Raw genomic sequence first — 23,164 nt, forward strand, 5'->3', positions numbered from 1 at the left:
TTTAGCGAATGGCACAGCGATTCGGTCCGACTTCCATTTCTCGTTGTTCTTCTTCGCTTGGTTTTTTAACGCCTAGGTTCGTTTCGCGAATCTCTTGATAAGCATTCGGTTGTGGCGGTAGATTGTCTGTCACCATGGAGCGAAATGTCGTTTTATCATCCACATTTAAACCATGGTTTTCTTCAAATAAAACCCCTAATTTTTCTGCAACACTGCCGTCTTCGTTTAATTCATCCACATTCATAAAATGAGCAGGTAGTACAATTAGCTCTGACGATAAGTCTTTGTATTTTGTATAGAGAGAGTTTCTTAGATCCGTTACCCAGTCTTCTGCTTTCCCTGCCAAGTCGGGCCTACCAATGGAATCAATAAACAGAATATCCCCTGATAGCAGATAAACATCGTCAATAATGAAAGACGTTGAACCGATCGTGTGACCTGGTGTATAGAGCGCCTGGATGTCAATTGTTGTAGCCCCTACAGTGATGTGAGAGCCGTCTTCGATCGATTCATAGCTAAACGTTACCCCATTTGCATCTTTTGAAGGAAGCCAGTACTTTGCATTCGTTAATTCGGCAAGGGTCCGCCCCCCAGAGATATGATCTGCATGTAAGTGAGTGTCTAAAACATGCGCAATGGATACTTCTTTTTCGTTAGCAAGCGTTACATAAGCATCGGTCATCCGTGCTGAATCAATGACAACGGCTTCACTACCCGAAATCACCATATAAGAAAGACAGCCTTTTCCAAGTCGTACAAATTGGTATAACTCGCCTCCGTCAGTTAAATCTGCTACTTTTATGGGCTCTAAATGTTCACTCCAAGCCTTCATACCACCTGATAGATAAGATACAGCCAACCCTTCTTCGACTAACATTTCTCCAACCATAATCGATGAATTCTCTTTCGCACATACAACGAGTATCGGTTGATGAGAAGGGAGCTTTGGTAAGATTTCTTCTACCCCATCCAATAGGTCAAAATATGGAACGTTCAAATAGTCAAATTGTGCGCCTTCCACTTTCCAATCCTGGAACGCATCTTCATTTCGAACGTCTAGAATAAACAATGGCTCTTGCTGAATTACTTTCGTTGCTAGCTCCTTTGCTGACAACGCTGTTAAGCCTTCTTTTTTCCATTGGCTCATACCAGGAATCACATTAACTACTTGCGTGTAGCCATTTTTCGATAATGTGTGTGCCGCTAAGTCGCTGCGATTGCCGGTTCGACAAACGACGTATACGGTTTTTTCTTTGTCGACTTCTTGTATTCTCGTTTCTAATTCTCCTAGCGGAATTGATTGAGCCCTGGAATATGAAACTCCTCATGTTCATTCTTTTCACGGACATCAAGAATCGTCATGGGTTCGCTATTCTGAATAGCTGTTTGCAAACCTTCATTGTCAATCACATGAGGGAAAGAAGGAGCTTCTTCTTCACGATCCCTAGCTGCACGCAAGTAATGCTTAAGGGTGTCGCCTTCTTCAGCAGTACCGATATAGTCATGCCCAGCTTTTTGTGCCCATGCTTTTACATCCGCAGTAGAGCCCTTATCAGTTGCTTGAATTTGAACCACACTTCCTGGCTCGATGTCTTTCATCGCTTTTTTTGTCCGCACAATCGGCATTGGGCAAGCCAACCCTTTTGCATCTACGAGTACATCATGTTTCATTTCTTCCATTACGAGCACCCTCTCTTATTTGTCTGTTTCACCTGTCCATTCGAGTTTCCCGCTTTCCACAACGCCCGCCAGAACGACAGACGATAATTTAGCGTTTTGAGCGGTCTCATTCAGTCACCTAATTCTCTAAATGTCCAACGAGAATTATGAGACTTCCTGTAATATTTGCTTCCGCTACTTCTCAATTTATCCGTATGATTTTCTACTTATTTAGGACTAACACGCTTCTTATCATTTTCCTCTTTTAATCGTTCCAAGCATTCATTCCACCTTTCACATTGGCAACGTTATTGAACCCAGCTTTCTTTAACATAGCCGCAGCTTTTCGGCTCCGCATACCACTTTGACAGATGACAATGACGAGTTCGTCTTTACGCAAATGGTTGAGATTTTTTCCTAATTCATTAAGTGGAATATTTTTGGCTTTTTTTATCTTTCTACCTTTAAATTCACCTTTGGTTCGAACATCAACGAGTTGAATATGACTTTCGTTTAACCGCCCGTTTAGCTCTGTTGTAGTCATTTGTTCAATCCCTTTTTGCGATCGTCTAGCGATCAGCACCAAACCAATAATGAGAACAACGATAATCGCATACGTCACGATGCCTCCACCTCCCAAACATTAAATAAATAGATTGACGTTTCCGTCTTCAGCATCTGCCAAGTAAGCCGCTACACCCGCATATTGGCTACTCTCCCGTAGTTCTTCTTTTTGCAAGCCTAATAAATCCAAAGTCATTGTACACGCAACTAAGTTGATGTCTTGCTCTTCTGCTAGATCAATTAAATCAGCCAAAGGCATCGCATTATGCTTTTTCATGACGTTTTTGATTAACTTTGGGCTACACCCGCAAATTGCATCTTTGATAACCCCATCTTCTCTGGTCCACGAGGCATCATTTTGCCAAACATTTTTCCATCAAGCTTTTATTCGCTTTAATCGGCTCATCTTTTCGTAATGCATTCAAACCCCAGAACGTATGGAAAATCGTAACTTTATGATCGTAGGCCGCCGCCCCATTCGCAATGATGTACGCCGCCATTGCTTTATCATAATCACCACTAAATAAAATAATATTGGTTGTTTTTTCTTCGCTCATCTTGACTCCTCCAATTATATACATGTACCCCTATGGGTATAATAAAATGCAAAAAATTTTTCTAAGATAGACAGACTCCTGTCTACCTTAGCGGCTTTTCACGAGTAAATTGACAGCTTGGTCCACGTATTCTTTCGTGTCTTCCCCATCTTCAATTGCTTTTTGAACACACTCAACGAGGTTTTCACTTACAATCACACCCATTGTGCGATCAATTGCTGTTCGAGACGCAGAAAGTTGAGACACAACGTCACGACAATCTTCGCCTTCTTCCATCATCTTGAGTACACCACGTATTTGTCCTTCAATTCGTTTTAAGCGGTTTTTCATCTGCTCTGTATATTCCATCTCGCTTCACCTCTGCCCACATCATATACCCCCATAGGTATGTTGTCAAATCTTCACCGAGCATCTTCTGCTTTATTTATCGAAATTTAACATAAATTTATTGAAAAACGATAAATTTATGTTAAGATACGTGTAAAACGTAAAGGAATGATTCAGATGGCAAGTACACGGTTTTTAATGATATCCATCTTCTTCATAGGCTTGAGTGTTTTTATGGTTGCCTTTTTGTATTTGCCTTACTTAACGAACGTATTCGTTGAGATTGACCCCTCGTATGCGTACTTACAAATACCCGGATTAGCAGGCATTTACGTAACTTTGATCCCATTTGGTTATGCTCTTTATCAATCGTTTTTACTTCTACGGTATATTGAACAACGTGAGGTTTTTAGTATGCACTCCGCTAGAGCATTAAAATCCATTCGCAGTTGTGCTTTCGTGATTGCAGGGTTCTATATTGTCGGGTGTGTGTTTTTCTTCACTCAAAACGCCCTCCACCCTAGCTTGCTACTTATTAGCGCCGCAATTATATTCGTATGTTTCGTGATTTCTGTGTTTTCCGGTCTATTACAAGCTTTATTAACCAGTGCTGTAGAAATAAAAGAAGAAAACGAACTGACTGTATGAGGGTGGGCCAATGACCATTATCGTAAATCTAGATGTGATGTTAGCAAAAAGGAAAATGAGTGTAACGGAGTTAACCGATCGAGTAGGCATTACAATGGCCAATTTATCAATCCTTAAAAATGGTAAAGCAAAAGCCATCCGCTTCTCGACGTTAGATGCCATTTGTAAAGCGCTAGACTGTCAGCCAGCCGACATATTGGAGTACAAAGCAGATGAATAGGATAAAGAAAATGCTGTTTTTCATCCCATTATCGTTGTTATCAGCATGCAGTTTACTAGGAATGGGTGGCACAGAGTTCCATACATTTGAAGGTATATCGAAAGCAGAAATCTATAATTTTGAAAAATACGGAGGCAGCGGGGCAAATTCTGAAGTGGCTATTTTAACTGAACATGATGAATTACAATCTTTAAAAAGCTCATTGGATAAAGCATCCGACGGGGTTAGGGTGAATCCAAGAGAAACAACACCTGAATATGATATGATCCTTCATCACGAAAAGGGAGATACAATTCTTCACTTGATCGTTGGGGAACGCGGAGACACGAGTCATGTGATGTATGCCGGTTATGAAAACGAACATTTTATCTTGCCTATAGAGAGCACAGAAAAAATCATCGATTTGATAAATTAACGAGTGTGGCGAAAGAGGTGCGGGGAATTCCTAAACAAGTATTTTACGCTTTCTTTTCCAATCGGTGTAAGCGGCGCTCAAAATCATTCACTTTGCTAAAATATAGCTCAGTATCAATTTTTAGTTCTGTGTATAAATCAATTTGATTGTTGATTTTCTTATTTACATTTTTTAGCAAAGCTACAATTTCATCTTGTTGAGATTGTTCAATACGATCAAGGCGGGTGAACACTTCCCCGAATTGCGAATCGACCATGTCGAACCTTTTATCAATATCATCAAACCTTTTATCCATGTCTGTTTTCAATTGTATTAGAGCGTCAAGGACTTTTTGCTCGTCCATCTTCTCACCTCCTTGTGCATATCATAGCACAGAACAAAAACCGTGAGAATATTTGCGAGGTCGTAATCCCGCACACTCCATTCCCTAGACGCCTTTTAGGCTGATGCAAAAGCAACGATGACAAGATTTATCGTCCAAATTATGGATTAAATCTCCTTATATACATACTCCTGGATTAATTATCTTACATATCTGAAAAAAAGTTAAATAATCTACGCGGGTGCGGTATATTATTTTTACGTACTTTAATCTTATCATCATTTTGTACAGCCACTACCGTTGGTGTTTACGTCTCGAGGAGCTCAACACTCATTTATCATGATGAACCGTAGGCAAATCGTCCATCTACATTTTGAGCTTATTAAACTACGTTTCATTCTTTAACCACAGATCGTTGTTTCTTTAATGTTGGGTATTTGTGTAATTATTCATACAAATATTAAAGAAATGTGAGGGGTTGAGTGATGAAAAAGTTTGCTCTGTCCATTAGTCTAGCATCCGTATTCGTATTAGCTGGGTGTCTAGAGATCGGTGAGGAATCGTTGGATTCGGATGTGACTGAAGAAGAAGTAGAGGAAGAAGCGCCTGGCGATGTTGATGTTGAAAATGAAGAAGAGGACGAAGAAACAGAAGAACCAGCGGAGCCTGAAGGCGTTCCTGAAGTCGGCGACACGGTGACGAATGAGAATGGTGAACATACGCTCGTGAGTTTGAACGAAGACATCGAAGCACTGGAATCAAGTCCGATTTCTTTGGAAATTGAAAAGGTGAACGGTGTTTCGGCTATGCTTGAAGGAATGGCTGCTGACATGGTCGACGACCCAGATGTCGAATACATTCAAGTAGACATGGTTGTCGAAAACACGAGCGATGATGATGTGACCTTTTATGCGTCACAAGCAACGCTTATTACAGATACAGGTGAACAATCGGAAGCAGACATGTTGCTTAGCGACCATATCGACGGCGATTATTTCGGAAACGTGACGAAATCCGGAACGTCCATCTTTGTGTTAAACAACTCCATGGCAGAAGAAATGACAAGCGTACAAATTCGGTTTTCCGCTCCTTACAATACCGAATCATGGGATGACCTCGGTGAAGATATTCGAGTTGATATCGACCTCTGAATATTAAACGCCCAGCGATTATGACCATGGAAAGAACGAGTTCCCCGATGATGTAGGGGACTCGTTTTTCACTTTTGATACGTTTTAGCAGACCAAAAAGTAGGCACTTAATCGTAGCGAAGACTTCCAATTACCTCGTATATGCGTATTTGTGACAGGGTGTGCCACAGGCCTAGCACTCTCATATACATTTCTTTTTGATTGCATGGGGTGGAGGTACGGCTGAGGGCCGGGACCTCATTTATGTGACCATCCGTGCCGGAAAACGGGCTCTTATCGACTCCGATTGTCACTGATACGACTTTTTGTGACCAGTTGGAACCTTTTTGTGACATTTGCCGGCCCCATACACCGGTTTTGCTACTTGAATTGTCACTTATATCAGGATTTGTGACAGTTTGCGTACCGGGCCCTCACTCTCATGTATACTTCTCTTCGATTGCATGGAGCGGAGGGACGGGCGAGGACCGAGAACTCATTTATGTGACCATCCGTGCCGGAAATCGTTCTCTTATCGACTCCGATTGTCACTGAAACGACTTTTTGTGACCAGTTGGAACCTTTTTGTGACATTTGCCGGCCCCATACACCGGTTTTGCTATCTGAACTGTCACTTATATCAATATATGATGCGGTTGGTGCGCTGAAGTACCCAGTTTGAGTGGCAGATTGTCACATAAGGTAACATAACAACCTGTATTTTCAAATTGTGCGGATAGAGCTGTCAACTTCTCTATGCGACCGGCGATTTGTAACTCTCCCCCCTCCCCTGAACACTGGAAGAAATGCTTTTTTCTACTTATGAGAAAAGACTTTTCATGTTTTGTGTTAAAATGGCTACTTAACTGCATGAAACGCCCCTATCACTATTAGCACATATGAGACTCTTTCAAACAGATAAGGAGGAATTGAATTGATTCGAAAGGCAAGTCCTCAAGACATAGATGCGATCATTAACATTTGGCATGAAGGCTCGATCCTCGCGCACAGTTTTATTCGTCCCGACTATTGGAATTCTCAAATAGACGAGATGAAAACAACGTATATTCCAATGTCCGTTACATACGTTAAAGTTGAGAATATGAAGATTGTTGGTTTCATTTCCATGGTTGAAAATTATTTAGCCGCTCTATTTGTTGATCAACATTACCAAAATAGTGGGATCGGCAAAGAGTTATTGGAATGTGGAAAAAAACAAAGAGAGCATATGAAAGTAAAGGTGTACAAAAAGAATACAAAAGCTGTTAACTTTTATGAAAGAAACGGCTTTATAAAAGTTGAGTCCTTAGTAGATGAAAACACAAATGAGCAAGAGTGTCTTATGGAGTGGAATGGAAAGCACGACTAACCGATATGTTTCATAAAAATCTTCCATAAGAGATTAGCATCTATTAAAGAAAGACCTCTAGAACGTTCTATTAGCCAAAAACGTATTTGTTATTTTAGCCAGTTCAATCATTATTTAAGCCGTTACATGAAGAAGGCGAGAAGTAATTGTTGTTAATGATTTTTTGCAGTCTTATTCACTGAGATGAAAACCAATAAAGCAACCAATACAAGTACCCCGCTGCTAATGCCGACATAGTTTATTGAGCTCAAGCTTATGACTCCACCTCCTAGAATTGCTCCTAAACCGATTCCCATATATAAAGAAGAGGCACTAAAAGATAGGATCATGGATGCCTGTTTAGGATTTAACGAAATCAAGTATGCATTTAATGCTGGATTCATCCCAAAACCAGGGATCCCCCATAATAAGGAAACCAAACCTACTAGAACAACGGCCAATGGAGATGGATTTAATAAGGTAAGCAAAGAGAAAGCTGCTAATAAAATAGCGAAACCAAAAAGTGATAATTTAAGTGTTGTTGCAGCACCGATACGGTCTGTTAAATACCCGCCAGCTAGATTGCCTAATAAAGCGCCAACACCAAGTATTAGCAGGAAAATGCTTATATTCTCGATATTAGTAATCGCCGTAATCATTGGCGCGATATACGTATACGTCATAAACCCGCCTGTTGTTCCGATAATGCTAACACTCAATGTTAATACGATAATCTTGTTAAAACTTTTGAGTCTCTCTTTTATACTCACAGAAACTTCTCGCTCAATTTTTGGTAAGAATAGTAAAACTCCAACTGCAGTTACGAAAGCTACCACTGCTACGAAAAGAAAAGAATAACGCCAGGTCATGGCATTACCAATCCATGTACCAATAGGAGCACCTAAAATTAACCCAATAGTTATACCAGCGATTACAAATGACAAAGCTTTTCCACGCATTGTATCCGTAACCAAACTTGTTGATGCAGCCATAGCCAAGGGAGTGAAAACAGCTGCGGCTAGTGCAGCCATTATTCTTGTTACGAACAGTAATTCAAATGAAGTGACAACTGCAGAAAGCCCATTTGCAATGGTGAAAACAACCATCGATATTACTAAAAGCTTCTTAACAGGCATATTAGACATCAATGTACCTAAAACAGGCCCCAATTGCATAGGTAATGGCAAAGGCTGTCACTAATTGTCCGGCCGCTGTAATCGTGACTCCCATATCGTTCGCAATGTTCGGTAGTAAGCCAGCAATAACAAAATCATCTGTACCAATAATAAACGTTCCTAACACTAATAGTAAGAGCCGATAATTCATTGTTCCTTAATCCCGCTCTGGCGTTGTTTAACGAGATGCCAGAAGTCAATTAACTCTTTTAAATGCTTTTGGGAATTTTCTAATTGCTTAATTTGTTGCCTTGTTTTTAGTAATTTCTCTTCGTATAGAGTGATTGCTGAATCTGCACAATTCCAATCACCGTCCGTAGGTTCAATGGAACCACACGCAATAACAGGCTGTATTTCATCCGTTTTCAGCCCGATATCTAGAAATAATTGAATCGCTTTTACACGTTCAATATCTTGCTCATCATAAACCCGATAACCATTTTCTTCACGAAAAGGTTGAATTAACCTTTTTTTCTCGTAATAACGAATTGAACGAGTACTAACACCTGTTCGATTCGAAAGTTCACTGATCTTCATTATCGTCCCCTCCTTTCCAACAATATAAAGTATGACACGATGTGAATGTAAAGAGGGAATGTTGTACCTACGTTTTTAGACAAGTTCTATGCAACGAGTGCGACTATAAATTAAATAAAATCTTTTGCGGTGCAGCACCACTATTTAATCCCATATGTTTGTAATTTATGGCCGTACATACTCTGTTAAAATAAGATAACTGAACGAATTTCATAACTACCAGCGATAGTTTCCCGATGTTTTCACGCCACTACAAGGAGTACCGCCCCAAACAGTCGCTTGATCTATGGAGCGCCTTTTGACATTGTGCGTACGGCTCATTCTTGTCGCCATTATACGTTTCAATAATTCAACAGACTGCAAACCTTACTGCCCTTCGTGAAGAAATCGGACGTTCCCAACTTTTTGAACAACCCTTGCGAAACAATCCTATCGAAACTCCTCTTTAAGAAGTATGTTAAAGTGACTTTAATAGAGGTGTTAATATGTTATTTAAAAAAATGAGGTATACTAACAATTACAGTGCACATAAAGCAACATTTATAACTTTTGTATTCTGGGGATTGTTCATCCTTTCCATGTCCATGTATGGAATTTGGTTTGAAGAAACCATGCTAAACATACACACATTATTTCTAATAATTGGTTTACTACTATTCTTTACAACAAATTATATCTCCAATAGAGGTAATCGAAGTAAATAAACGGCACGTACTTTATTCAAGTGCGTGCCGTTTTTATTATGCTAGTTCGCATCCATGTGCATTGCACGAAAACGTGTAACGTCTCCCCCGTTACCTTCATTACCGTTGTTTAACGTTGCTAATCCAAATGTTCCAATTGCTGGAACGTCTTTGGAAACTAACCAAAGGTGATCAACATCGGCCTCGCTACAACAAACAAGAAACCATTGAAGCTTTGTTTCAATAGGACAAACAGTCCGAATTGATCTTACCAGCGAAACCCTATGAATGCGTGCACTATTAAACATTGAGCGCCGATAAATATGGCTGTGTCCACTTTGATAAGAACCCGTATTCCACTTCATCACGTTACACTTCACAGAAGGTGTTGGTAAACATCCACTTTGACCGGATAGATATTCTCTCCTAGAACCATGACCTTGTCACTCGGTATGACCCAATGTAGGGTATGTATCAAACATCGATGGAATGGTAGCTATACCTTCGATTAATGGCCAAACGATCTTTGGCATTATAGTATACGAAGTTCTATTCTCAGCTAATGAATGGATGGCAATGCTATTTTGATCACTGCACGAGATCGGAGAAATTGGAAGCATTGAAACGCTTATCCTTTGCCTTAAAAGACGGAGGCTTAAAAAAAGTCACCGAAGCACTGGTCAATGCTTCTGAGCGTGGGCACCCTTCCGCGGAGTCCATTCAGCAGAACTTTTATCAATTGATTAACGGACGTGGGCTCCGCCCGACCATTCAACCGAAACAGACGTTACCCAAGATGCCAAAGGCAACACGCGGCCTGTCTCACTACGACCAACTACTGAATGAAGTGAACGCCGAATGAGCTCATCGATCCCGGAGTTAGCAAATCCTTAAAGCTAGGTTGGGTGCGCGAGCACTACCTTGAAATAGACGCTTCTACATGGAGTCCTTGGATTTACTCATTTTTAGATGAGTTGAGTTATATTTCTTTGCACAAGGAAAGGGCGAAGTTGTTGTTTTAAGTCATTTCCTTGTGTTACGAGAAAACAGGCATCATCATTACGAGTAATTTGACGTTCGGGGAGTGGAATCATGTTTTTGGCGAACCGATTCTTCACGGAAGCCGTGATCGATCGCCCCATCCTCCACTCTCATTTGGTCGTCTTTAACGGAGAAAGTCACCGGTACAAGGAATCCATGATTCATCAGTAACAAGGATTGGCAAGTGGTTATATTTTAATTGCCATTTATGTATTTCTTACTTGCTATATACAACTTGATTACGAGATATATTGGAATAGATCAATAATGTACAAACCTCCGCTTTACTCGTAGAAGTAAGCATTTTAGCTACTGGTTTAAAATATCCTATATAATTAAATGTTTCCTATTGGATTTCTGCAATCGCCCATTTGAATCCCCTTATTATTAATATGCTTTTTCAGATTCAAAATAGCGTTTCCTTGATAAACTTGTTCCATAACATTTTCTATTTTTTTGCTTTCTTGTTTACTTACTACTTGCTTCATAAGCATTTTTTGGAACCATTGACTAATTTCCGCCGGTAAAACATTTCCAGCAATGGAAGAAAGGCGATCATATCCGTGTAATACTTTTTCTTCTAAATTCAGTTCTCCACCAGCATAAAAGTATAAAACGTTATTCATACCTTTTTTTATTCGTTCAACTTTTTCTTTATTGCCAGCATCTTTTATTCCAACCACTAAGTCATTCGTACTTAATTGGATTATACTTTTTTCTGATAAATCAAATCCAGTTCTTTTTGGATTGTTATATAAAATTGTAGGTTTATTACTAAGGTGAATAATCCTCTCTGTATAAACTATTGCTTCTTGTTGAGTCGGTATAACATAAGGGGGATACCCAAGCATGATACCTGATATTTTTGAATGACGAATCTTTTCAGCTAATTCCTCTGCTTCTTTCTGTCTAATTGAAGCTACACCAAATATAACTTCCATATTACTAATGAGTTCTTCTTCCAGTTCTATTCCGTTTATTAATTCAATTTTTTCTTGGAGGTTTAGACTGTGCTGTTCTCCGGTAGTTCCAGAGACAAGAACAGATTTTACTCCTTGTTTATATAGGTCTTTTATATGCGTTATTGTTCCTTGAACATTTATAGATTCATCATCAAAAAAAGCTGTTGGTACGGCAATATGAATTTTTTCGGTGAGCATTTTGTTATTCCTCTTTTCCTTTAATATACTTGTACTAAACTGCCTGTTAGCACAAAAATTAATATCCACTGGGCTGCTTTCCCCCAATTGTTTAAAGATCGAATGCATTATATAAACATCTAAACTATATGATAGAATTGATCACTTCTGCTAATTGACGAAAATTTATACCTTTATAATTATTTTGTTTTCTAAATAGTAATGTAGTCTTTAATTTCGACAAAGTCTATAACTTTAAAGTGCTTTGGAATATAAATGCTCATTCAACTCATTAATTACTGGAGTCTTTTAACCATTATTAAGTCATTTTGTTCTTCGTCCCCCATATAAAAAGAGTGCGCTCCCGTTTGAACAAAACCCAACCTCTCGTAAAAAGAAATAGCATCTTCATTTTTTTCCCATACTCCCAACCAAATTTTCTTTTTCTTCTGTTCCATAGCAATATCCAAAGCTTTATTAAACAGGTATTTACCAAGGCCTAGATTTTGAAATTTATTAATAATATAAATTCGTTCGATCTCAAGGGCGTCATCATCTATTTCTTCAGTCTGGGCATTTCCGGTATTAACCTTTAAATATCCAGCGACCTTATCATTAAAAGAAACAAAAAAGAAATGGGATAAAGGATTGGATAACTCATTTTCTACTTGATATATGTTAAAAGCCTCTGCCAAGTATGTCTTCATATTCTCTGGAGAATTTTGAACCTTAAATGTCTCCTTAAATGTTTCATAGGCAATCTCTTGAAGTTTTCGTGAATCTACCATTGTACATCTTGAAATATTTATATTCATTTAAACCTTTCGCTCCTCTCTATAATCAGTAACTTCTCTTGTTTCCTTTTTTTATAAATTCCCAATCTTTTTCTATATTTCTTCTTACTCTTTGAAGAAGATAAAAAAGATTTTCTATTTCGTCTTCGGACAAACCCTCTAAAGCAATTTTATTGGAATGGTCATTTTCTCTTTTTATAAAAGGAAAAACATTTTTTCCTTTCTCTGTTGGAAAAAGTTTCTTTATTTTTTTGTTATATTTGTCTTCTTTCTTCACGATAAAACCATTCATCTCAAGTTTCTTAATAGAGCGAGCTGCTGTGGTCCGATCAACTTTTATCAAGTCAGCTACCTTCTCTTGAATAATTCCTGGGCTTTCACAGATTCTTACAAGATATAAATACTGGCCTCTCGTAAGGTCATATGCTTTGAATTCTATATTACTTATTGAATCTAACGCCCTCGATATCATTCCAGTCTCACGAAGTATTTCCTTCATATTGAATCCCTCAATAAAATTTCTGTTTTGAAAGCAACATTTATCATCATGTATTTAACCTAACTTAATTTTGTTGTATTTGCAACAAATTATATTGATAAAGAGGTCATTGTGTCAATTTCATAAGTCTTCCTCTTAATAAAGCACAAATAAATCCAATTTGAATACGGTTGTTTTTTAAACATTTTCACGTGTTGTTCGTTCATACGTTCCGTCAGGCGATCACAAGCAAGTTTTGCGCCGTTTGATGCACGAGATCGCAAGGCACGTGCGCTCGTTTTCCTGTTCGTTAGCGAATGGTGTTCAATTAAAATGAATATCCAAAATTAAAAGTATTTCTATTACGTTTTAAGTAAATAAGCCTTCTACATTATCACTAAGGTTACTTTACAACTCCTAATTAAACACAAAAAAACCACCATCACTATGTATGGTGGAGACGGCGGGAGTTGAACCCGCGTCCAGAAATAACGACACTTAAACGTCTACGAGTGTAGTTGCTATATTATCATTTCGCGATCATTTTGGCCTAGCAACAGGCTTAGATGAACGCTAGTCTGTTTAGTCTCTTCTGCTGACCTCAGACGGGGGTCAGACAGCGTAGCCCACTAATAAGTGAGACCCTTCAATCTTCCACATGGGCGATGAAAGGAAGGATCCACAACTATTTACGCAGCTGCTAGAGCTGGTGTTGTGAAAGTTTCTTTAGCTTTGCCAATTATAGGCGTGGGCATTTTTACGAGCTACCCAGCTCGACTCGCAGTCTAAGCTCGACCTATTCCTGTCGAATCCGTATCGTCCCCATATGGTGTATGAGGCAGAGGTTTCCCTCTGGACATATTATAATACCACGTTCTTTCATCCGTGTAAAGCCCTTCACGGTTCCTACAGTTGTCGTGATATGATAGACATATCACGTTATGAAAGGCTGAATCGCATGTATCAAACCCTTGAAGATTGCATCAATGATTTGGAAAAAGCAGGCGAACTCATCCGCATTAAAGAAGAAGTTGATCCGAACTTAGAAATGGCAGCGATTCAACGTCGTGCATACAAGGAGCAAGGACCGGCGATTCTTTTTGAGAATGTAAAAGGGTCGAAGTATCGAGCCGTCGCCAACCTATATGGTACGTCTAAACGAACGAAATACATGTTCCGCAAGACGTGGGACGGGGTCAACGATGTAATTTCCATGCGCGATGATCCGATGAAAGCATTAAAGCATCCATTAAAGAATGCAACGACTGGCTTCTCAGCAGTTAAGGCGTTGCCGATGCGGCTGCCAGGTGTGAAGCATTCTAAGCTGGAAGAGATTCCTCTTACAGACTTGCCGATGATCAAGTCTTGGCCGGATGATGGTGGTGCATTTATTACGTTACCACAAGTGTATAGTGAAGATCCGGACAAGCCGGGCATTATGAATGCCAATCTTGGGATGTACCGTGTACAGCTTAATGGAAACGACTATGAAGAAGGAAAAGAAATCGGTTTGCACTATCAAATTCACCGTGGCATCGGTGTGCATCAATCGAAAGCTGTCAAAAAGGGCGAGCGTTAAAGGTAAGCATCTTTATTGGCGGTCCCCCAGCTCATACATTAAGTGCGGTCATGCCGCTTCCTGAAGGGCTTAGTGAAATGCTATTTGCTGGGCTGCTGTCAGGAAGACGATTCCGTCATAGTTATGAAGATGGCTATTGCATAAGCCACGACGCTGATTTTGTCATTACCGGTGACATCTATCCTGATGACACGAAACCTGAAGGCCCGTTTGGAGATCACCTCGGTTATTACAGTTTGACTCATGAGTTCCCCGTCATGCATGTTAACAAAGTGTACGCACGTCCAGATGCGATTTATCCGTTTACGGTCGTCGGTCGCCCGCCGCAGGAAGATACGACATTTGGAGCGGTCATTCATGAATTAACTGGCGAAGCCGTCACACAAGAGTTGCCCGGCGTAAAAGAAGTGCACGCCATTGATGCAGCTGGTGTTCATCCGCTTCTGTTTGCGATCGGTAGTGAGCGGTACACACCATTTGAAGATGTAAAACGGCCGATGGAATTGCTGACGACCGCGAACCGGATTCTCGCTTCGGGCAATTAAGTCTTGCCAAATATTTGTTCATCACGTCTGATGACGACGATGTGAGCACACATGATGAAGCCGCTTTTCTACAATATGTACTGGAACGGATTGACTTACACCGAGATCTTCACTTCCAGACGAACACGACAATCGATACACTCGACTATTCTGGAACAGGGTTGAACAGCGGGAGTAAAGTCGTCATCGCTGCAATTGGGGATAAAAAGCGGGAGTTATGCACAGACGTGCCAGATACGTTGAAGAACACGAAGGATATCCACAATCCAAACCTGGTCATGCCAGGGGTTATCACCATGGAGATTGGGGATTATGTGGATGAAAACACGACAGCAAAGGAAATCGACGCCCTCTCAGCAAAAATTGCAGCCAACAACGATGTGAATCATTACCCGCTGCTCGTCCTTACCGACGATAGTGCATTTGCAAGTCGATCACTGGACAACTTTCTGTGGACAACTTTCACACGAAGCAATCCTTCCCACGATATGCACGGTGTGAACAGTTTCACGCTCCACAAACATTGGGGATGTGATGCGATGATCATTGATGCACGGCTGAAACCACACCACGCTCCACCGCTCATTGAAGATGAGGACGTTGAAAAACGTATAGAACGATTTTTTCCGATGAATTAAAAAAAGAGTACGGATGGGTTTGCTGCCCATACGTACCCTTTTTTATTTTACCGCAGCGACATCTACTTCTTCACGTGCAAAGTCTGCTTTTTTTAATCGGGCATCAAGTACAAAGTTCCCGAATGGGATGAATGCGACGGCACTCGCTCCGATAAACCACTTCCATGACCACCGAACAGTGAGTGTGACAAGAAAGACAAACGCCATATACAGCAGATAAAGAACGCCATGAGCCATGCCAACAACAGAAACGACTTGATCCATTCCTGCCATATATTTTAGCGGCATTGCAATAAATAATAGTGTAATGAGAGACAAGCCTTCAATGAGACCGACTCTACGAAACCAACGTAGTTGAAAATTCTTCAAGAGCACCTACCCCCTTCACTCTACTGTACAAGATGAGTGAGACGGATCGTTCGACAAATTTATGAACATTCCCGGCCCATTTTTTCTTTCTAGTAAATGAGACGTTCACCCATCGTTTTTGTGACATGTCATGGAACGCCAAGTCCAACTCTTCACGCACCTGATCCATATCTTCAACCGTTCGAACGGTTGACGTACGATCCAATAAGAAGTCAATGTCAATATACATCGTTCGCCCGACTTTAGAACTTCTTACAGACGCACCTTCGATGTGATAGTTCTTTTTTAGTTTCTGTACGTGTGACTCTACCTTGTCTGCGTTTCACTGTCAGGCGTCATTCGCAACAGTTCTCGGCCGTTGCGTTTAATGAGCGTAATCGGGACAGAGAGGAAGTACAGTCCGGCAAGCAGTACCATGAACGGATCAATATAAGGAATAATCCACGCAACGGACGTGCTTTGTAAAAGCAATGCACCAATGAATCCAACAACTACCGCTACGCTTAGTAACGTATCCATGAGCCATTGCGCAGCTTCAGCTTTAATAAACTCTGAGTGATGACGATTCTTTTTCATCACATATTGAATCGCAAAACAGATGACTAAAGAAAAGATTCCATAGCCTAATGCACTACCGAGTGCTACTTCACGACCTCCGCTCATCATGGATGTGATCGACGAGGAGATCGCTGCCACACAAAGAATGCTAATAACAACACCTTGAACAATAACAATCGCCGGTTCAATTGTCGCCTTCCCGAACGGAAAACGGCCACTGTCTTCTTTATCAACATACATGGACCCAAGCAAGGCGATGAGTGACATGATGAGACTAATCACGGAGTACACGCCATCAAATAAGATCATTTGTGAAGAACTCAACAGTCCCCAAATGATCCCTACAATTGCAAATATAAATGCGGTAAATACTGACAAAAACAACAACTTTGACGTAATCGTTTTGCCCATTTTTCTCGACCTCTTTTGTTTTTATGACTGACTGTCAGTCATTATATGATTTTAATTAGAGCCACCCCAAGCGATACAGCGCTCGAAGTGACTGAATATCAATCATTGTAACATACGCTCACACGGTTGTCTAATTTTGTCCGAAATTATTTGTAGGAATATAGATTCATGACAAACACAAGTTTTCCGCCGCCTCATCTTTTTAATGTCTGTCAATCTGTGAATTTATACTCATGTCCTCCTGCTTATTTTTGATGAATTCAGTAAAATGTCACTTTCTTGTATTCATTTTTGGTACATTTTAACGAAGATGACAATTGTAGGAGGATACGATATGAAAAAGTTTCGCATGATCGGATTCGCCAGTTGCTTCGTCGCAGTTGCAGCTTGCGGAAATTCAGAAGAAGTAAGGGAAGAAGAGGAAGAAGTAACGGAAGAAGAGGAACAAGAAACAGTTGAAGAAGTTGAAGACGAGGAAGAGCCTGTTGAGGAGGAGGAAGACGGTGAAGACGATGATTCTGCTACGGAGCCTACCGCTGTCTCCCCTACAGACCATGACGATACGATTGAGTTTCAACATGTGAATTGGATACTCGGATCTCCAGATTATTACGCTGAACCTGGCGTCTGGCTTTACACTGAAGAAGATTACCCGGATGATTATGAAAATACGTTCGATTTTGGCGAAGAAGATGTGCTCGTGTATCAGATTGGTGATGAGGAATACCTCGGACATTCATTCCGTGCACAACATATTATTATCGAGGATGAAGACACCGTTCGCATTGAAGTCGAGCACAATGATGAGCCTGATGAAGATGCTGACGAGTCAGACTTAAATATGCCTCGCCAATTCTTGCGCGTTGACCAAGAGGTGCTACGAGACAAAGGGTTTATTATTGAGACGACCGACGGTGAAGTGTTAAGTCTGGAATAGGCAGAAGTTATAGGTCGTAATCGCGGATAGCGCAAGTCGTGGTTGCCGTTGTGCACAGGTGCTGTGTGCGGGTACGCGCCACTTGGATTGGTTTACTCACAACTATGTGGGTTAATCACTGCATGTACTCACTCCTTCAGCTCCGTTTACCGACTTATGTGTGGATATGTGGGCAAAACGACTCCTCCCCGGAAAGAAAAGCTGGGGATTTATCCACAAACCTTGACGCTTTCTTGCAAAGCGTCAAGGTTTTTTCACCTGCACAGACATGGGACATACGCCGATTTGGTGATCTATCCATGTTGGTTAAAGAAGGAGCTGTCGGCATGAGTCATGCCGAAGCCAAATCGGATTCGGTTCGGCGCGACTCGCGCGACGTCTTATAGGCCAACGACTTATAGATAGTCTGGGCGTAGTCTAGATCGCCGATCTCCTAGAAATACCCATATATTATACAAGTAGACGATTATTCGAGCAAGCACCACCTCAATGGTGGTAAAGCCCAGATACAAATGCAAACTTTTTCGTATACTTTTGGCATCGAGAGTGACGGTTTGAATAATCTTTATTATTTGTAGATGCAAAGTTCAACACGTATAGATTACGCGCTCTTTTCATCAATATCGACATCTTTTTCGTACGTAACGGTTTTGTACGTTTCGTATCGTGTGATGGCAAAGTATGCGCCAATGGCCCACCAACCGCCGAGGATCATCCACTCTTGAATTCCGAGCCCAGCAGGCATCCCTGGCATATATTGCACAAAGAAGAACAGACTCATTAAAAGCGCAAGCCAGCCAATCCACACGCTTCTTCCTGCCCGAAATGGCCGATCCATTTCTGGTAAACGGCGACGTAGCATAATAAATGAAACGGCAACCATTAAGTAAGCAACGACAATTGTTAGTCCTCCCGCATCAACGAGCCAACCGAGCATCGGATCACCAAAAAACGGACTCACAACGGACAATCCACCGATAAAAATGATGGCGTTGGAAGGTGTCCCGTGTTTCGGATGAACTTTGCCAAACCAAGCGGGCAGCATCTTCGTATCCGCCATCGCAAAAATGACGCGACTTCCTCCAATGATAAACGCATTCCAACTCGTTAAGATTCCGGCAATTCCCCCAAGAACGAGGATGTGACCGAACACGTCGGCACCAAAAACATTCGCCATTGCATCGGCAGTCGGCAGTATCGACAATTCACGGTCTTCAGGTCCAAGTCCAAAACCGACCGCAAAGATTACTGCTAAGTAAAATAGGATCGCACAAAATACAGAAATAATAAGAAGCTTACCGATGGAACGCGGCTTAATGTTCATTTCTTCAGCTGCTTGGGGTATGACATCAAACCCGACGAATAGAAAGGGGGTCGCAATCATAACCGTGAGAAGGCCCGCGGTGCTTGTCACCCATAGCGGATCGGCATTGGCGATGCTGCCATTGGCCGCACTGCCAAAGATGAGCATTAAACCGACGAGAATAATCATCAACGTCAGAACCATTTGTACAAACGAGGCAAATTTGATCCCGACATAATTAATCCAAGCGATAAATACAGACCCGGCAATTCCGACGAGAACCCAGGTCGCATACACATCATAGCCTGTGATCGTATACATATAACCTACTTTATAATTCGGAAAAATGTATTCTACGACGTTCGGAAGAGCAACCGCTTCAAAAGCCACGACACTCACATACCCAAGCGCTATCGCCCAAGAAGCGATAAACGACCCTCGGGGTCCGATGCCACGAAGAGCATATGAATGTTCGCCTCCGACCTTTGGCATCGCTGATGCAAGCTCTGAATACGTCAGACCAACAACTAATACGAGGGCGCCACCGACAAGGAACGCTAGACCTGCACCTACAACACCGGCATCTGTCACCCAACCTCCAGAAAGAACGACCCATCCCCAACCAATCATGGCTCCTAATGATAGAACGAGAGCGTCCGTACGGTTCAATACTTTTTTCAGTTGCCTCTTTTCAGACATTCGCTCGCCTCCTTCCCTGCATTATACATAATAATATGAAAATTTATATGTTTGTACATGCAATCCTCCTTCCTATATACTCAAGGGTACAGTTTTCTGCTCGTTCGGAAGGAGCCACACGATGATTCCATTCATTCGCAATGACCAATATAACTATATACGAGAACAAGCGCGGACCGTTGTGCATACACACAAAACGGTTCAGGATACGGACGTCAAACTCGCCGTCCAATCGCTTACGATTGATAAGATTCAAGACACATTCAAAAACCTTAGTGATGAACAAATCTCTCATTTGTCTTTGATTAACAATGTAGTCGATGAAGAAACTGCAACGATTTATCTGTCATCTTTACACGAGTATTTAATTCCTTTTCCGCGCGTCACTGAACAGATTCTTTCCACATTATTTCCTAAAGCTAAAGTGAAGAACGCCCCAATTCAACAAACCGAACTCACACGGATTTCTCATTTCAGCTGGGAAGACCCAGGCACCCAGAAGCGCTACATCGTCGCGTACCCTGACCATAAACATATCGGTATCGAAGGGACATTCTCTACACGCACAGTCCATGGTGTTTGCGCCCTTTGTAATCATCACGGACCTCAGCGACTGTTCACAGCGCGCAAAAACCATCAAGGAAACCGTGATACGTACACGAAAAAGGGCAATTACATTTGCATCGACACCGTCGAGTGCAACGAGCGCATGACGTCTTTACATCGCTTGCATGAATTTGTCCAACGAATGACTTAAATCAACGACTTGAGGGAGAAGATTTCATGAAGACCGTCCGGATACTATTTGATGTGATGCTACTTGTTGGACTGCTTGCCCTTTTCGGACGGTTCGTTTCAACATTTCTAGAATTTCCAGGGTCGCAGTTTCTGCGCGATTATGCGTGGACTTCGATCTTACTGCTCATCGTCGGGTATGTTGGATCTCGTTTCAAACGTAGGGATTAAGACTATTTTTGCGGATTTTCGGATGATTTTTCTTAATTTTCGTTAATTTAATACTTCTTAAATGATACGTTAGGAATAATACTGACAAAAAGAGGTGTTTACATTGAGATCATCGTTAAAAACCATCATCAGTATCGGTACGATCGTGCCACTAGCAATTGGAACAACCGTTGCGTCTGTAAACCCATCGAATGAAGAAGCAAACGGTCCGAATGTTGAAAACATCATCTATTTAATTGGTGATGGGATGGGACCTCAGCAAGTGTCTTCCGCTGCGTACTTCTTAGGCGAAGGCTATGACTATGGAACGCTCACGATGGATACGTTTTCCTCCATCGGTTATGCACGTACACATTCATTAGACAACATCGTCACTGATTCAGCAGCTGCAGGAACCGCTCTTTCCAGCGGCCATAAAACCGACAATGACGTGGTCGGAATGGCACCAAATGAAGAAGGCGTCTATGAACCTGTCAAACCAATAACAAGCTTTGCCCAAGATCTTGGATGAGTACTGGTCTCGTATCCACAACACGCATTACTCATGCAACACCTGCATCATTCGCGTCTCACGTCGAAGATCGAGCATGGAAGATGAGATTGCCACACAAATGTTAGATTATGACGTTGACGTGTTACTTGGTGGTGGAATTGAACACTTTGAAGCTGAAGAACGAGACGATGGACGGGACTTAATCGAAGAAGCTGAGGGGGCAGGATACGAGCTACTTTACGATCGTGATGAACTACTGCAAACAGAAGGTGACAAGCTATTAGGATTATTCAGCACCTCTCATATGGCGTATGAACTAGACCGGGAAACGACAAACCAACCATCGCTCGCAGAAATGACTAATACAGCCATTGAACGATTGAGTAAAGACGATGACGGTTTCTTTTTAATGGTTGAAGGTGGAAGAATTGATCATGCGGGTCATGATAATTTCCCTGCAGAAATGATGACCGATACGATTGCTTTCGATGAAGCGATTGAGGTTGCTTTAGACTATGCAAAATCCGATCCGAATACCCTCGTTGTAATTACAGCTGATCACGGCACAGGAGGCCTGTCTTTAGGGTTGGACGGAGAATATGGATTTGAGCGTGACGTGCTTAAAAACGTCACCCGCTCGATTGATTACATGGCAGAACAACTCGACGATGACAACGAGAACCTAGAGGAAGTGCTTCAAGCATATGCAGGCATCGATGACCTTACCGACGAAGAAGCCGATCGCATTCTCGAAGACGCTGAAACTGTAGAAGAAGGAATTGCACGTGTCATTAGCGACCGTGCATTAGTAGGCTGGACAACAACCGGTCATACCGCTGTAGACGTTCCTGTATATGCGTACGGACCTACCGAGGAGCAATACCGTGCAACACTAGACAATACCGAGATACCTAAAATGATGATTGATGCCCTTCACGCAGATGAAGAAGATGGCGACATCACGATTCACAACCTCGAGCCGACCGAAGATATGACTTTGCAGAGTGGTGAATCCGTCCGCATTCAATTTGAAAGCGAGCCAGGATTAGATGCATCGTTCTCTATCCGCGCGCCACTCGTAAACGTTCCCAATGCTCCGACAGAACTTCCAGTTACTGAAACTGAACCGGGCGTGTACACAGCTTACTGGACTGCAACCTCGAACCTTCAAGCGAGTGGAGCTGAAATTGAGGTAACGGTAATCGACAGCGAAGGCAACACTCATAGTGAAATTGCCGACGGCAAACTGAACATTAACCCTTAAAGAACTTAAAAACCTCTAACTAGGAGATGAATCACCTAGTTAGAGGTTTTTTATTGCTGGACTACTTGTTGTTGGAGGGAAAGAAAATTTCTCTCCTATATAAGTTGAACTAAAGAAATTCATTGAATCGGATGACCAAGATGGGTCTTTGCGGGTGAGTGATTGCATATTGGCTGTTGAACTTCATCTCGTTGTACTTCGACAACTTCGTTGCCGCTCGTTGTTCGTCACTACAAGGGTTGCGGGCAACACGAAAAACGTGCCGAAGGGCAAAAAGTCATGACCGAGGCTCACCATCTGGCACAAGCATGTGATGGCCGGTCACGTATGTGACAATCCAGCCTCAAACCGGGCACTTTCGGCAC

Annotated in this window: 25 protein-coding genes, 1 other RNA gene and 5 pseudogenes; 13 read left to right on the forward strand and 18 right to left on the reverse strand. The window is 41.6% G+C overall.

Features of this window, described 5'->3' with window-relative positions:
• Position 1 precedes the first annotated feature (1 nt).
• The 6 genes and pseudogenes from JCM19037_RS15170 to JCM19037_RS15190 all read right to left on the reverse strand — a co-directional run bounded on the left by JCM19037_RS15170 (position 2) and on the right by JCM19037_RS15190 (position 3,128).
• Positions 2-1,147, reverse strand: coding sequence for an MBL fold metallo-hydrolase (locus JCM19037_RS15170; protein ID WP_042402681.1), 1,146 nt, complete (start codon positions 1,145-1,147; stop codon positions 2-4).
• 39 nt (positions 1,148-1,186) lie between these two features.
• A pseudogene (locus JCM19037_RS29480) lies at positions 1,187-1,297 on the reverse strand (rhodanese-like domain-containing protein); the annotation flags it as partial.
• Entirely contained in the window at positions 1,288-1,680 is a 393-nt protein-coding gene (locus JCM19037_RS25870; protein WP_307189834.1) for a sulfurtransferase TusA family protein, read from the reverse strand. The gene JCM19037_RS25870 and the pseudogene JCM19037_RS29480, both read right to left, overlap by 10 nt.
• A gap of 244 nt (positions 1,681-1,924) precedes the next feature.
• The gene (locus JCM19037_RS15180; RefSeq protein ID WP_042402606.1) at positions 1,925-2,281 is read right to left on the reverse strand and encodes a rhodanese-like domain-containing protein; all 357 of its coding nucleotides are present in this window, start codon (positions 2,279-2,281) and stop codon (positions 1,925-1,927) included.
• Between the two features lie 21 nt (positions 2,282-2,302).
• Positions 2,303-2,780, reverse strand: a pseudogene (locus JCM19037_RS15185) (DsrE/DsrF/DrsH-like family protein).
• Between the two features lie 87 nt (positions 2,781-2,867).
• Positions 2,868-3,128 (reverse strand): metal-sensitive transcriptional regulator, encoded by a 261-nt coding sequence (locus tag JCM19037_RS15190; RefSeq protein WP_042402607.1) that lies wholly within the window; start codon positions 3,126-3,128, stop codon positions 2,868-2,870.
• A gap of 156 nt (positions 3,129-3,284) precedes the next feature.
• Between JCM19037_RS15190 and JCM19037_RS15195 the strand changes: the two genes are divergently transcribed.
• From JCM19037_RS15195 to JCM19037_RS15205, 3 genes are read left to right on the forward strand one after another with little or no spacing between them, the layout of a single operon-like run.
• Complete coding sequence (locus JCM19037_RS15195) at positions 3,285-3,755, forward strand: DUF2975 domain-containing protein (RefSeq protein WP_052363934.1); 471 nt, start codon at positions 3,285-3,287, stop codon at positions 3,753-3,755.
• Positions 3,756-3,765: 10 nt separating this feature from the next.
• The gene (locus tag JCM19037_RS15200) at positions 3,766-3,975 is read left to right on the forward strand and encodes a helix-turn-helix transcriptional regulator (protein WP_042402610.1); all 210 of its coding nucleotides are present in this window, start codon (positions 3,766-3,768) and stop codon (positions 3,973-3,975) included.
• Positions 3,968-4,390: a hypothetical protein gene (locus JCM19037_RS15205; RefSeq protein ID WP_042402612.1), complete on the forward strand. Its 423-nt coding sequence runs from the start codon at positions 3,968-3,970 to the stop codon at positions 4,388-4,390. The genes JCM19037_RS15200 and JCM19037_RS15205 overlap by 8 nt, the downstream gene beginning before the upstream one ends.
• A 43-nt stretch (positions 4,391-4,433) precedes the next feature.
• Here the strand turns inward: JCM19037_RS15205 and JCM19037_RS15210 are convergent, their stop codons facing one another.
• Positions 4,434-4,733, reverse strand: coding sequence for a hypothetical protein (locus tag JCM19037_RS15210; RefSeq protein ID WP_042402615.1), 300 nt, complete (start codon positions 4,731-4,733; stop codon positions 4,434-4,436).
• A gap of 464 nt (positions 4,734-5,197) precedes the next feature.
• Here JCM19037_RS15210 and JCM19037_RS15215 point away from each other — a divergent pair, with 464 nt between their 5' ends.
• Complete coding sequence (locus JCM19037_RS15215) at positions 5,198-5,863, forward strand: hypothetical protein (RefSeq protein ID WP_042402618.1); 666 nt, start codon at positions 5,198-5,200, stop codon at positions 5,861-5,863.
• A gap of 913 nt (positions 5,864-6,776) precedes the next feature.
• Positions 6,777-7,211: an N-acetyltransferase gene (locus JCM19037_RS15225; protein WP_042402622.1), complete on the forward strand. Its 435-nt coding sequence runs from the start codon at positions 6,777-6,779 to the stop codon at positions 7,209-7,211.
• Between the two features lie 152 nt (positions 7,212-7,363).
• On the opposite strand, the gene JCM19037_RS15230 is transcribed toward JCM19037_RS15225, so the two are convergent.
• The 3 genes from JCM19037_RS15230 to JCM19037_RS15240 are packed head-to-tail and all read right to left on the reverse strand — an operon-like array spanning position 7,364 to position 8,902.
• Positions 7,364-8,326: an MFS transporter gene (locus JCM19037_RS15230; RefSeq protein WP_193744774.1), complete on the reverse strand. Its 963-nt coding sequence runs from the start codon at positions 8,324-8,326 to the stop codon at positions 7,364-7,366.
• A 1-nt stretch (position 8,327) separates the two neighbouring features.
• Positions 8,328-8,516 (reverse strand): MFS transporter, encoded by a 189-nt coding sequence (locus tag JCM19037_RS15235; protein ID WP_042402628.1) that lies wholly within the window; start codon positions 8,514-8,516, stop codon positions 8,328-8,330.
• Positions 8,513-8,902, reverse strand: a complete 390-nt coding sequence (locus JCM19037_RS15240; protein ID WP_042402631.1) for a MerR family transcriptional regulator — start codon at positions 8,900-8,902, stop codon at positions 8,513-8,515. The genes JCM19037_RS15235 and JCM19037_RS15240 overlap by 4 nt, the downstream gene beginning before the upstream one ends.
• A gap of 1,302 nt (positions 8,903-10,204) precedes the next feature.
• Here JCM19037_RS15240 and JCM19037_RS23145 point away from each other — a divergent pair.
• Together JCM19037_RS23145 and JCM19037_RS24470 are read left to right on the forward strand one after the other, a co-directional pair.
• Positions 10,205-10,447 carry a hypothetical protein gene (locus JCM19037_RS23145; protein ID WP_152549093.1) on the forward strand — a complete coding sequence of 81 codons (243 nt, stop codon included), beginning with the start codon at positions 10,205-10,207 and terminating at the stop codon, positions 10,445-10,447.
• A 78-nt stretch (positions 10,448-10,525) separates the two neighbouring features.
• A pseudogene (locus tag JCM19037_RS24470) lies at positions 10,526-10,797 on the forward strand (ATP-binding protein); the annotation flags it as partial.
• A 164-nt stretch (positions 10,798-10,961) separates the two neighbouring features.
• Here JCM19037_RS24470 and JCM19037_RS15255 read toward each other — a convergent pair.
• The 4 genes from JCM19037_RS15255 to ssrA all read right to left on the reverse strand — a co-directional run bounded on the left by JCM19037_RS15255 (position 10,962) and on the right by ssrA (position 13,861).
• Positions 10,962-11,786, reverse strand: a complete 825-nt coding sequence (locus JCM19037_RS15255; protein WP_042402685.1) for a dihydrodipicolinate synthase family protein — start codon at positions 11,784-11,786, stop codon at positions 10,962-10,964.
• A 275-nt stretch (positions 11,787-12,061) separates the two neighbouring features.
• Entirely contained in the window at positions 12,062-12,580 is a 519-nt protein-coding gene (locus JCM19037_RS15260; protein WP_042402638.1) for a GNAT family N-acetyltransferase, read from the reverse strand.
• 25 nt (positions 12,581-12,605) lie between these two features.
• Positions 12,606-13,058, reverse strand: a complete 453-nt coding sequence (locus JCM19037_RS15265) for a MarR family winged helix-turn-helix transcriptional regulator (protein ID WP_042402642.1) — start codon at positions 13,056-13,058, stop codon at positions 12,606-12,608.
• Between the two features lie 431 nt (positions 13,059-13,489).
• Positions 13,490-13,861: a transfer-messenger RNA gene (ssrA, locus tag JCM19037_RS24475) on the reverse strand.
• 134 nt (positions 13,862-13,995) lie between these two features.
• Here ssrA and JCM19037_RS15270 point away from each other — a divergent pair.
• A pseudogene (locus JCM19037_RS15270) lies at positions 13,996-15,799 on the forward strand (UbiD family decarboxylase).
• Between the two features lie 42 nt (positions 15,800-15,841).
• Here JCM19037_RS15270 and JCM19037_RS15275 read toward each other — a convergent pair.
• From JCM19037_RS15275 to JCM19037_RS15285, 3 genes are all read right to left on the reverse strand, one after another.
• Positions 15,842-16,168, reverse strand: a complete 327-nt coding sequence (locus JCM19037_RS15275) for a DUF3817 domain-containing protein (RefSeq protein WP_042402645.1) — start codon at positions 16,166-16,168, stop codon at positions 15,842-15,844.
• Complete coding sequence (locus JCM19037_RS15280) at positions 16,137-16,397, reverse strand: hypothetical protein (RefSeq protein WP_042402648.1); 261 nt, start codon at positions 16,395-16,397, stop codon at positions 16,137-16,139. Before JCM19037_RS15280 ends, JCM19037_RS15275 begins: the two co-directional genes overlap by 32 nt.
• A 77-nt stretch (positions 16,398-16,474) precedes the next feature.
• Complete coding sequence (locus tag JCM19037_RS15285; RefSeq protein ID WP_052363937.1) at positions 16,475-17,137, reverse strand: cation transporter; 663 nt, start codon at positions 17,135-17,137, stop codon at positions 16,475-16,477.
• A 334-nt stretch (positions 17,138-17,471) separates the two neighbouring features.
• Here JCM19037_RS15285 and JCM19037_RS15290 point away from each other — a divergent pair, with 334 nt between their 5' ends.
• Positions 17,472-18,074 carry a hypothetical protein gene (locus JCM19037_RS15290; RefSeq protein ID WP_042402651.1) on the forward strand — a complete coding sequence of 201 codons (603 nt, stop codon included), beginning with the start codon at positions 17,472-17,474 and terminating at the stop codon, positions 18,072-18,074.
• A gap of 601 nt (positions 18,075-18,675) precedes the next feature.
• Here JCM19037_RS15290 and JCM19037_RS15295 read toward each other — a convergent pair.
• The gene (locus tag JCM19037_RS15295; RefSeq protein WP_042402653.1) at positions 18,676-20,076 is read right to left on the reverse strand and encodes an APC family permease; all 1,401 of its coding nucleotides are present in this window, start codon (positions 20,074-20,076) and stop codon (positions 18,676-18,678) included.
• A 121-nt stretch (positions 20,077-20,197) separates the two neighbouring features.
• On the opposite strand from JCM19037_RS15295, the gene JCM19037_RS15300 reads away from it, so the two are divergent.
• From JCM19037_RS15300 to JCM19037_RS15310, 4 genes and pseudogenes are all read left to right on the forward strand, one after another.
• A complete protein-coding gene (locus JCM19037_RS15300; RefSeq protein ID WP_042402656.1) occupies positions 20,198-20,833 on the forward strand; it encodes a FusB/FusC family EF-G-binding protein in 636 nt (211 codons plus the stop codon).
• 26 nt (positions 20,834-20,859) lie between these two features.
• Positions 20,860-21,042, forward strand: coding sequence for a hypothetical protein (locus JCM19037_RS15305; RefSeq protein WP_042402659.1), 183 nt, complete (start codon positions 20,860-20,862; stop codon positions 21,040-21,042).
• Positions 21,043-21,145: 103 nt separating this feature from the next.
• Positions 21,146-21,553, forward strand: a complete 408-nt coding sequence (locus JCM19037_RS28640) for an alkaline phosphatase (protein WP_052363938.1) — start codon at positions 21,146-21,148, stop codon at positions 21,551-21,553.
• Positions 21,550-22,799, forward strand: a pseudogene (locus JCM19037_RS15310) (alkaline phosphatase). Before JCM19037_RS28640 ends, JCM19037_RS15310 begins: the two are co-directional and overlap by 4 nt.
• The last annotated feature ends 365 nt before the right edge of the window (positions 22,800-23,164 follow it).

The sequence above is a fragment of the Geomicrobium sp. JCM 19037 genome, assembly GCF_000698105.1.
Classification (GTDB): domain Bacteria; phylum Bacillota; class Bacilli; order Bacillales; family Marinococcaceae; genus Geomicrobium_A.

Bases quoted from the DNA above. Each gene is read 5' to 3' on its own strand.
- JCM19037_RS15170 (WP_042402681.1), bottom strand. From the start codon at position 1,147: ATGAGCCAATGGAAAAAAGAAGGCTTAACAGCGTTGTCAGCAAAGGAG.
- JCM19037_RS25870 (WP_307189834.1), bottom strand. From the start codon at position 1,680: ATGGAAGAAATGAAACATGATGTACTCGTAGATGCAAAAGGGTTGGCT.
- JCM19037_RS15190 (WP_042402607.1), bottom strand. From the start codon at position 3,128: ATGGAATATACAGAGCAGATGAAAAACCGCTTAAAACGAATTGAAGGA.
- JCM19037_RS15195 (WP_052363934.1), top strand. From the start codon at position 3,285: ATGGCAAGTACACGGTTTTTAATGATATCCATCTTCTTCATAGGCTTG.
- JCM19037_RS15200 (WP_042402610.1), top strand. From the start codon at position 3,766: ATGACCATTATCGTAAATCTAGATGTGATGTTAGCAAAAAGGAAAATG.
- JCM19037_RS15205 (WP_042402612.1), top strand. From the start codon at position 3,968: ATGAATAGGATAAAGAAAATGCTGTTTTTCATCCCATTATCGTTGTTA.
- JCM19037_RS15210 (WP_042402615.1), bottom strand. From the start codon at position 4,733: ATGGACGAGCAAAAAGTCCTTGACGCTCTAATACAATTGAAAACAGAC.
- JCM19037_RS15215 (WP_042402618.1), top strand. From the start codon at position 5,198: ATGAAAAAGTTTGCTCTGTCCATTAGTCTAGCATCCGTATTCGTATTA.
- JCM19037_RS15230 (WP_193744774.1), bottom strand. From the start codon at position 8,326: ATGCCTGTTAAGAAGCTTTTAGTAATATCGATGGTTGTTTTCACCATT.
- JCM19037_RS15235 (WP_042402628.1), bottom strand. From the start codon at position 8,516: ATGAATTATCGGCTCTTACTATTAGTGTTAGGAACGTTTATTATTGGT.
- JCM19037_RS15240 (WP_042402631.1), bottom strand. From the start codon at position 8,902: ATGAAGATCAGTGAACTTTCGAATCGAACAGGTGTTAGTACTCGTTCA.
- JCM19037_RS15255 (WP_042402685.1), bottom strand. From the start codon at position 11,786: ATGCTCACCGAAAAAATTCATATTGCCGTACCAACAGCTTTTTTTGAT.
- JCM19037_RS15260 (WP_042402638.1), bottom strand. From the start codon at position 12,580: ATGAATATAAATATTTCAAGATGTACAATGGTAGATTCACGAAAACTT.
- JCM19037_RS15265 (WP_042402642.1), bottom strand. From the start codon at position 13,058: ATGAAGGAAATACTTCGTGAGACTGGAATGATATCGAGGGCGTTAGAT.
- JCM19037_RS15280 (WP_042402648.1), bottom strand. From the start codon at position 16,397: ATGTATATTGACATTGACTTCTTATTGGATCGTACGTCAACCGTTCGA.
- JCM19037_RS15285 (WP_052363937.1), bottom strand. From the start codon at position 17,137: ATGGGCAAAACGATTACGTCAAAGTTGTTGTTTTTGTCAGTATTTACC.
- JCM19037_RS15290 (WP_042402651.1), top strand. From the start codon at position 17,472: ATGAAAAAGTTTCGCATGATCGGATTCGCCAGTTGCTTCGTCGCAGTT.
- JCM19037_RS15295 (WP_042402653.1), bottom strand. From the start codon at position 20,076: ATGTCTGAAAAGAGGCAACTGAAAAAAGTATTGAACCGTACGGACGCT.
- JCM19037_RS15300 (WP_042402656.1), top strand. From the start codon at position 20,198: ATGATTCCATTCATTCGCAATGACCAATATAACTATATACGAGAACAA.
- JCM19037_RS15305 (WP_042402659.1), top strand. From the start codon at position 20,860: ATGAAGACCGTCCGGATACTATTTGATGTGATGCTACTTGTTGGACTG.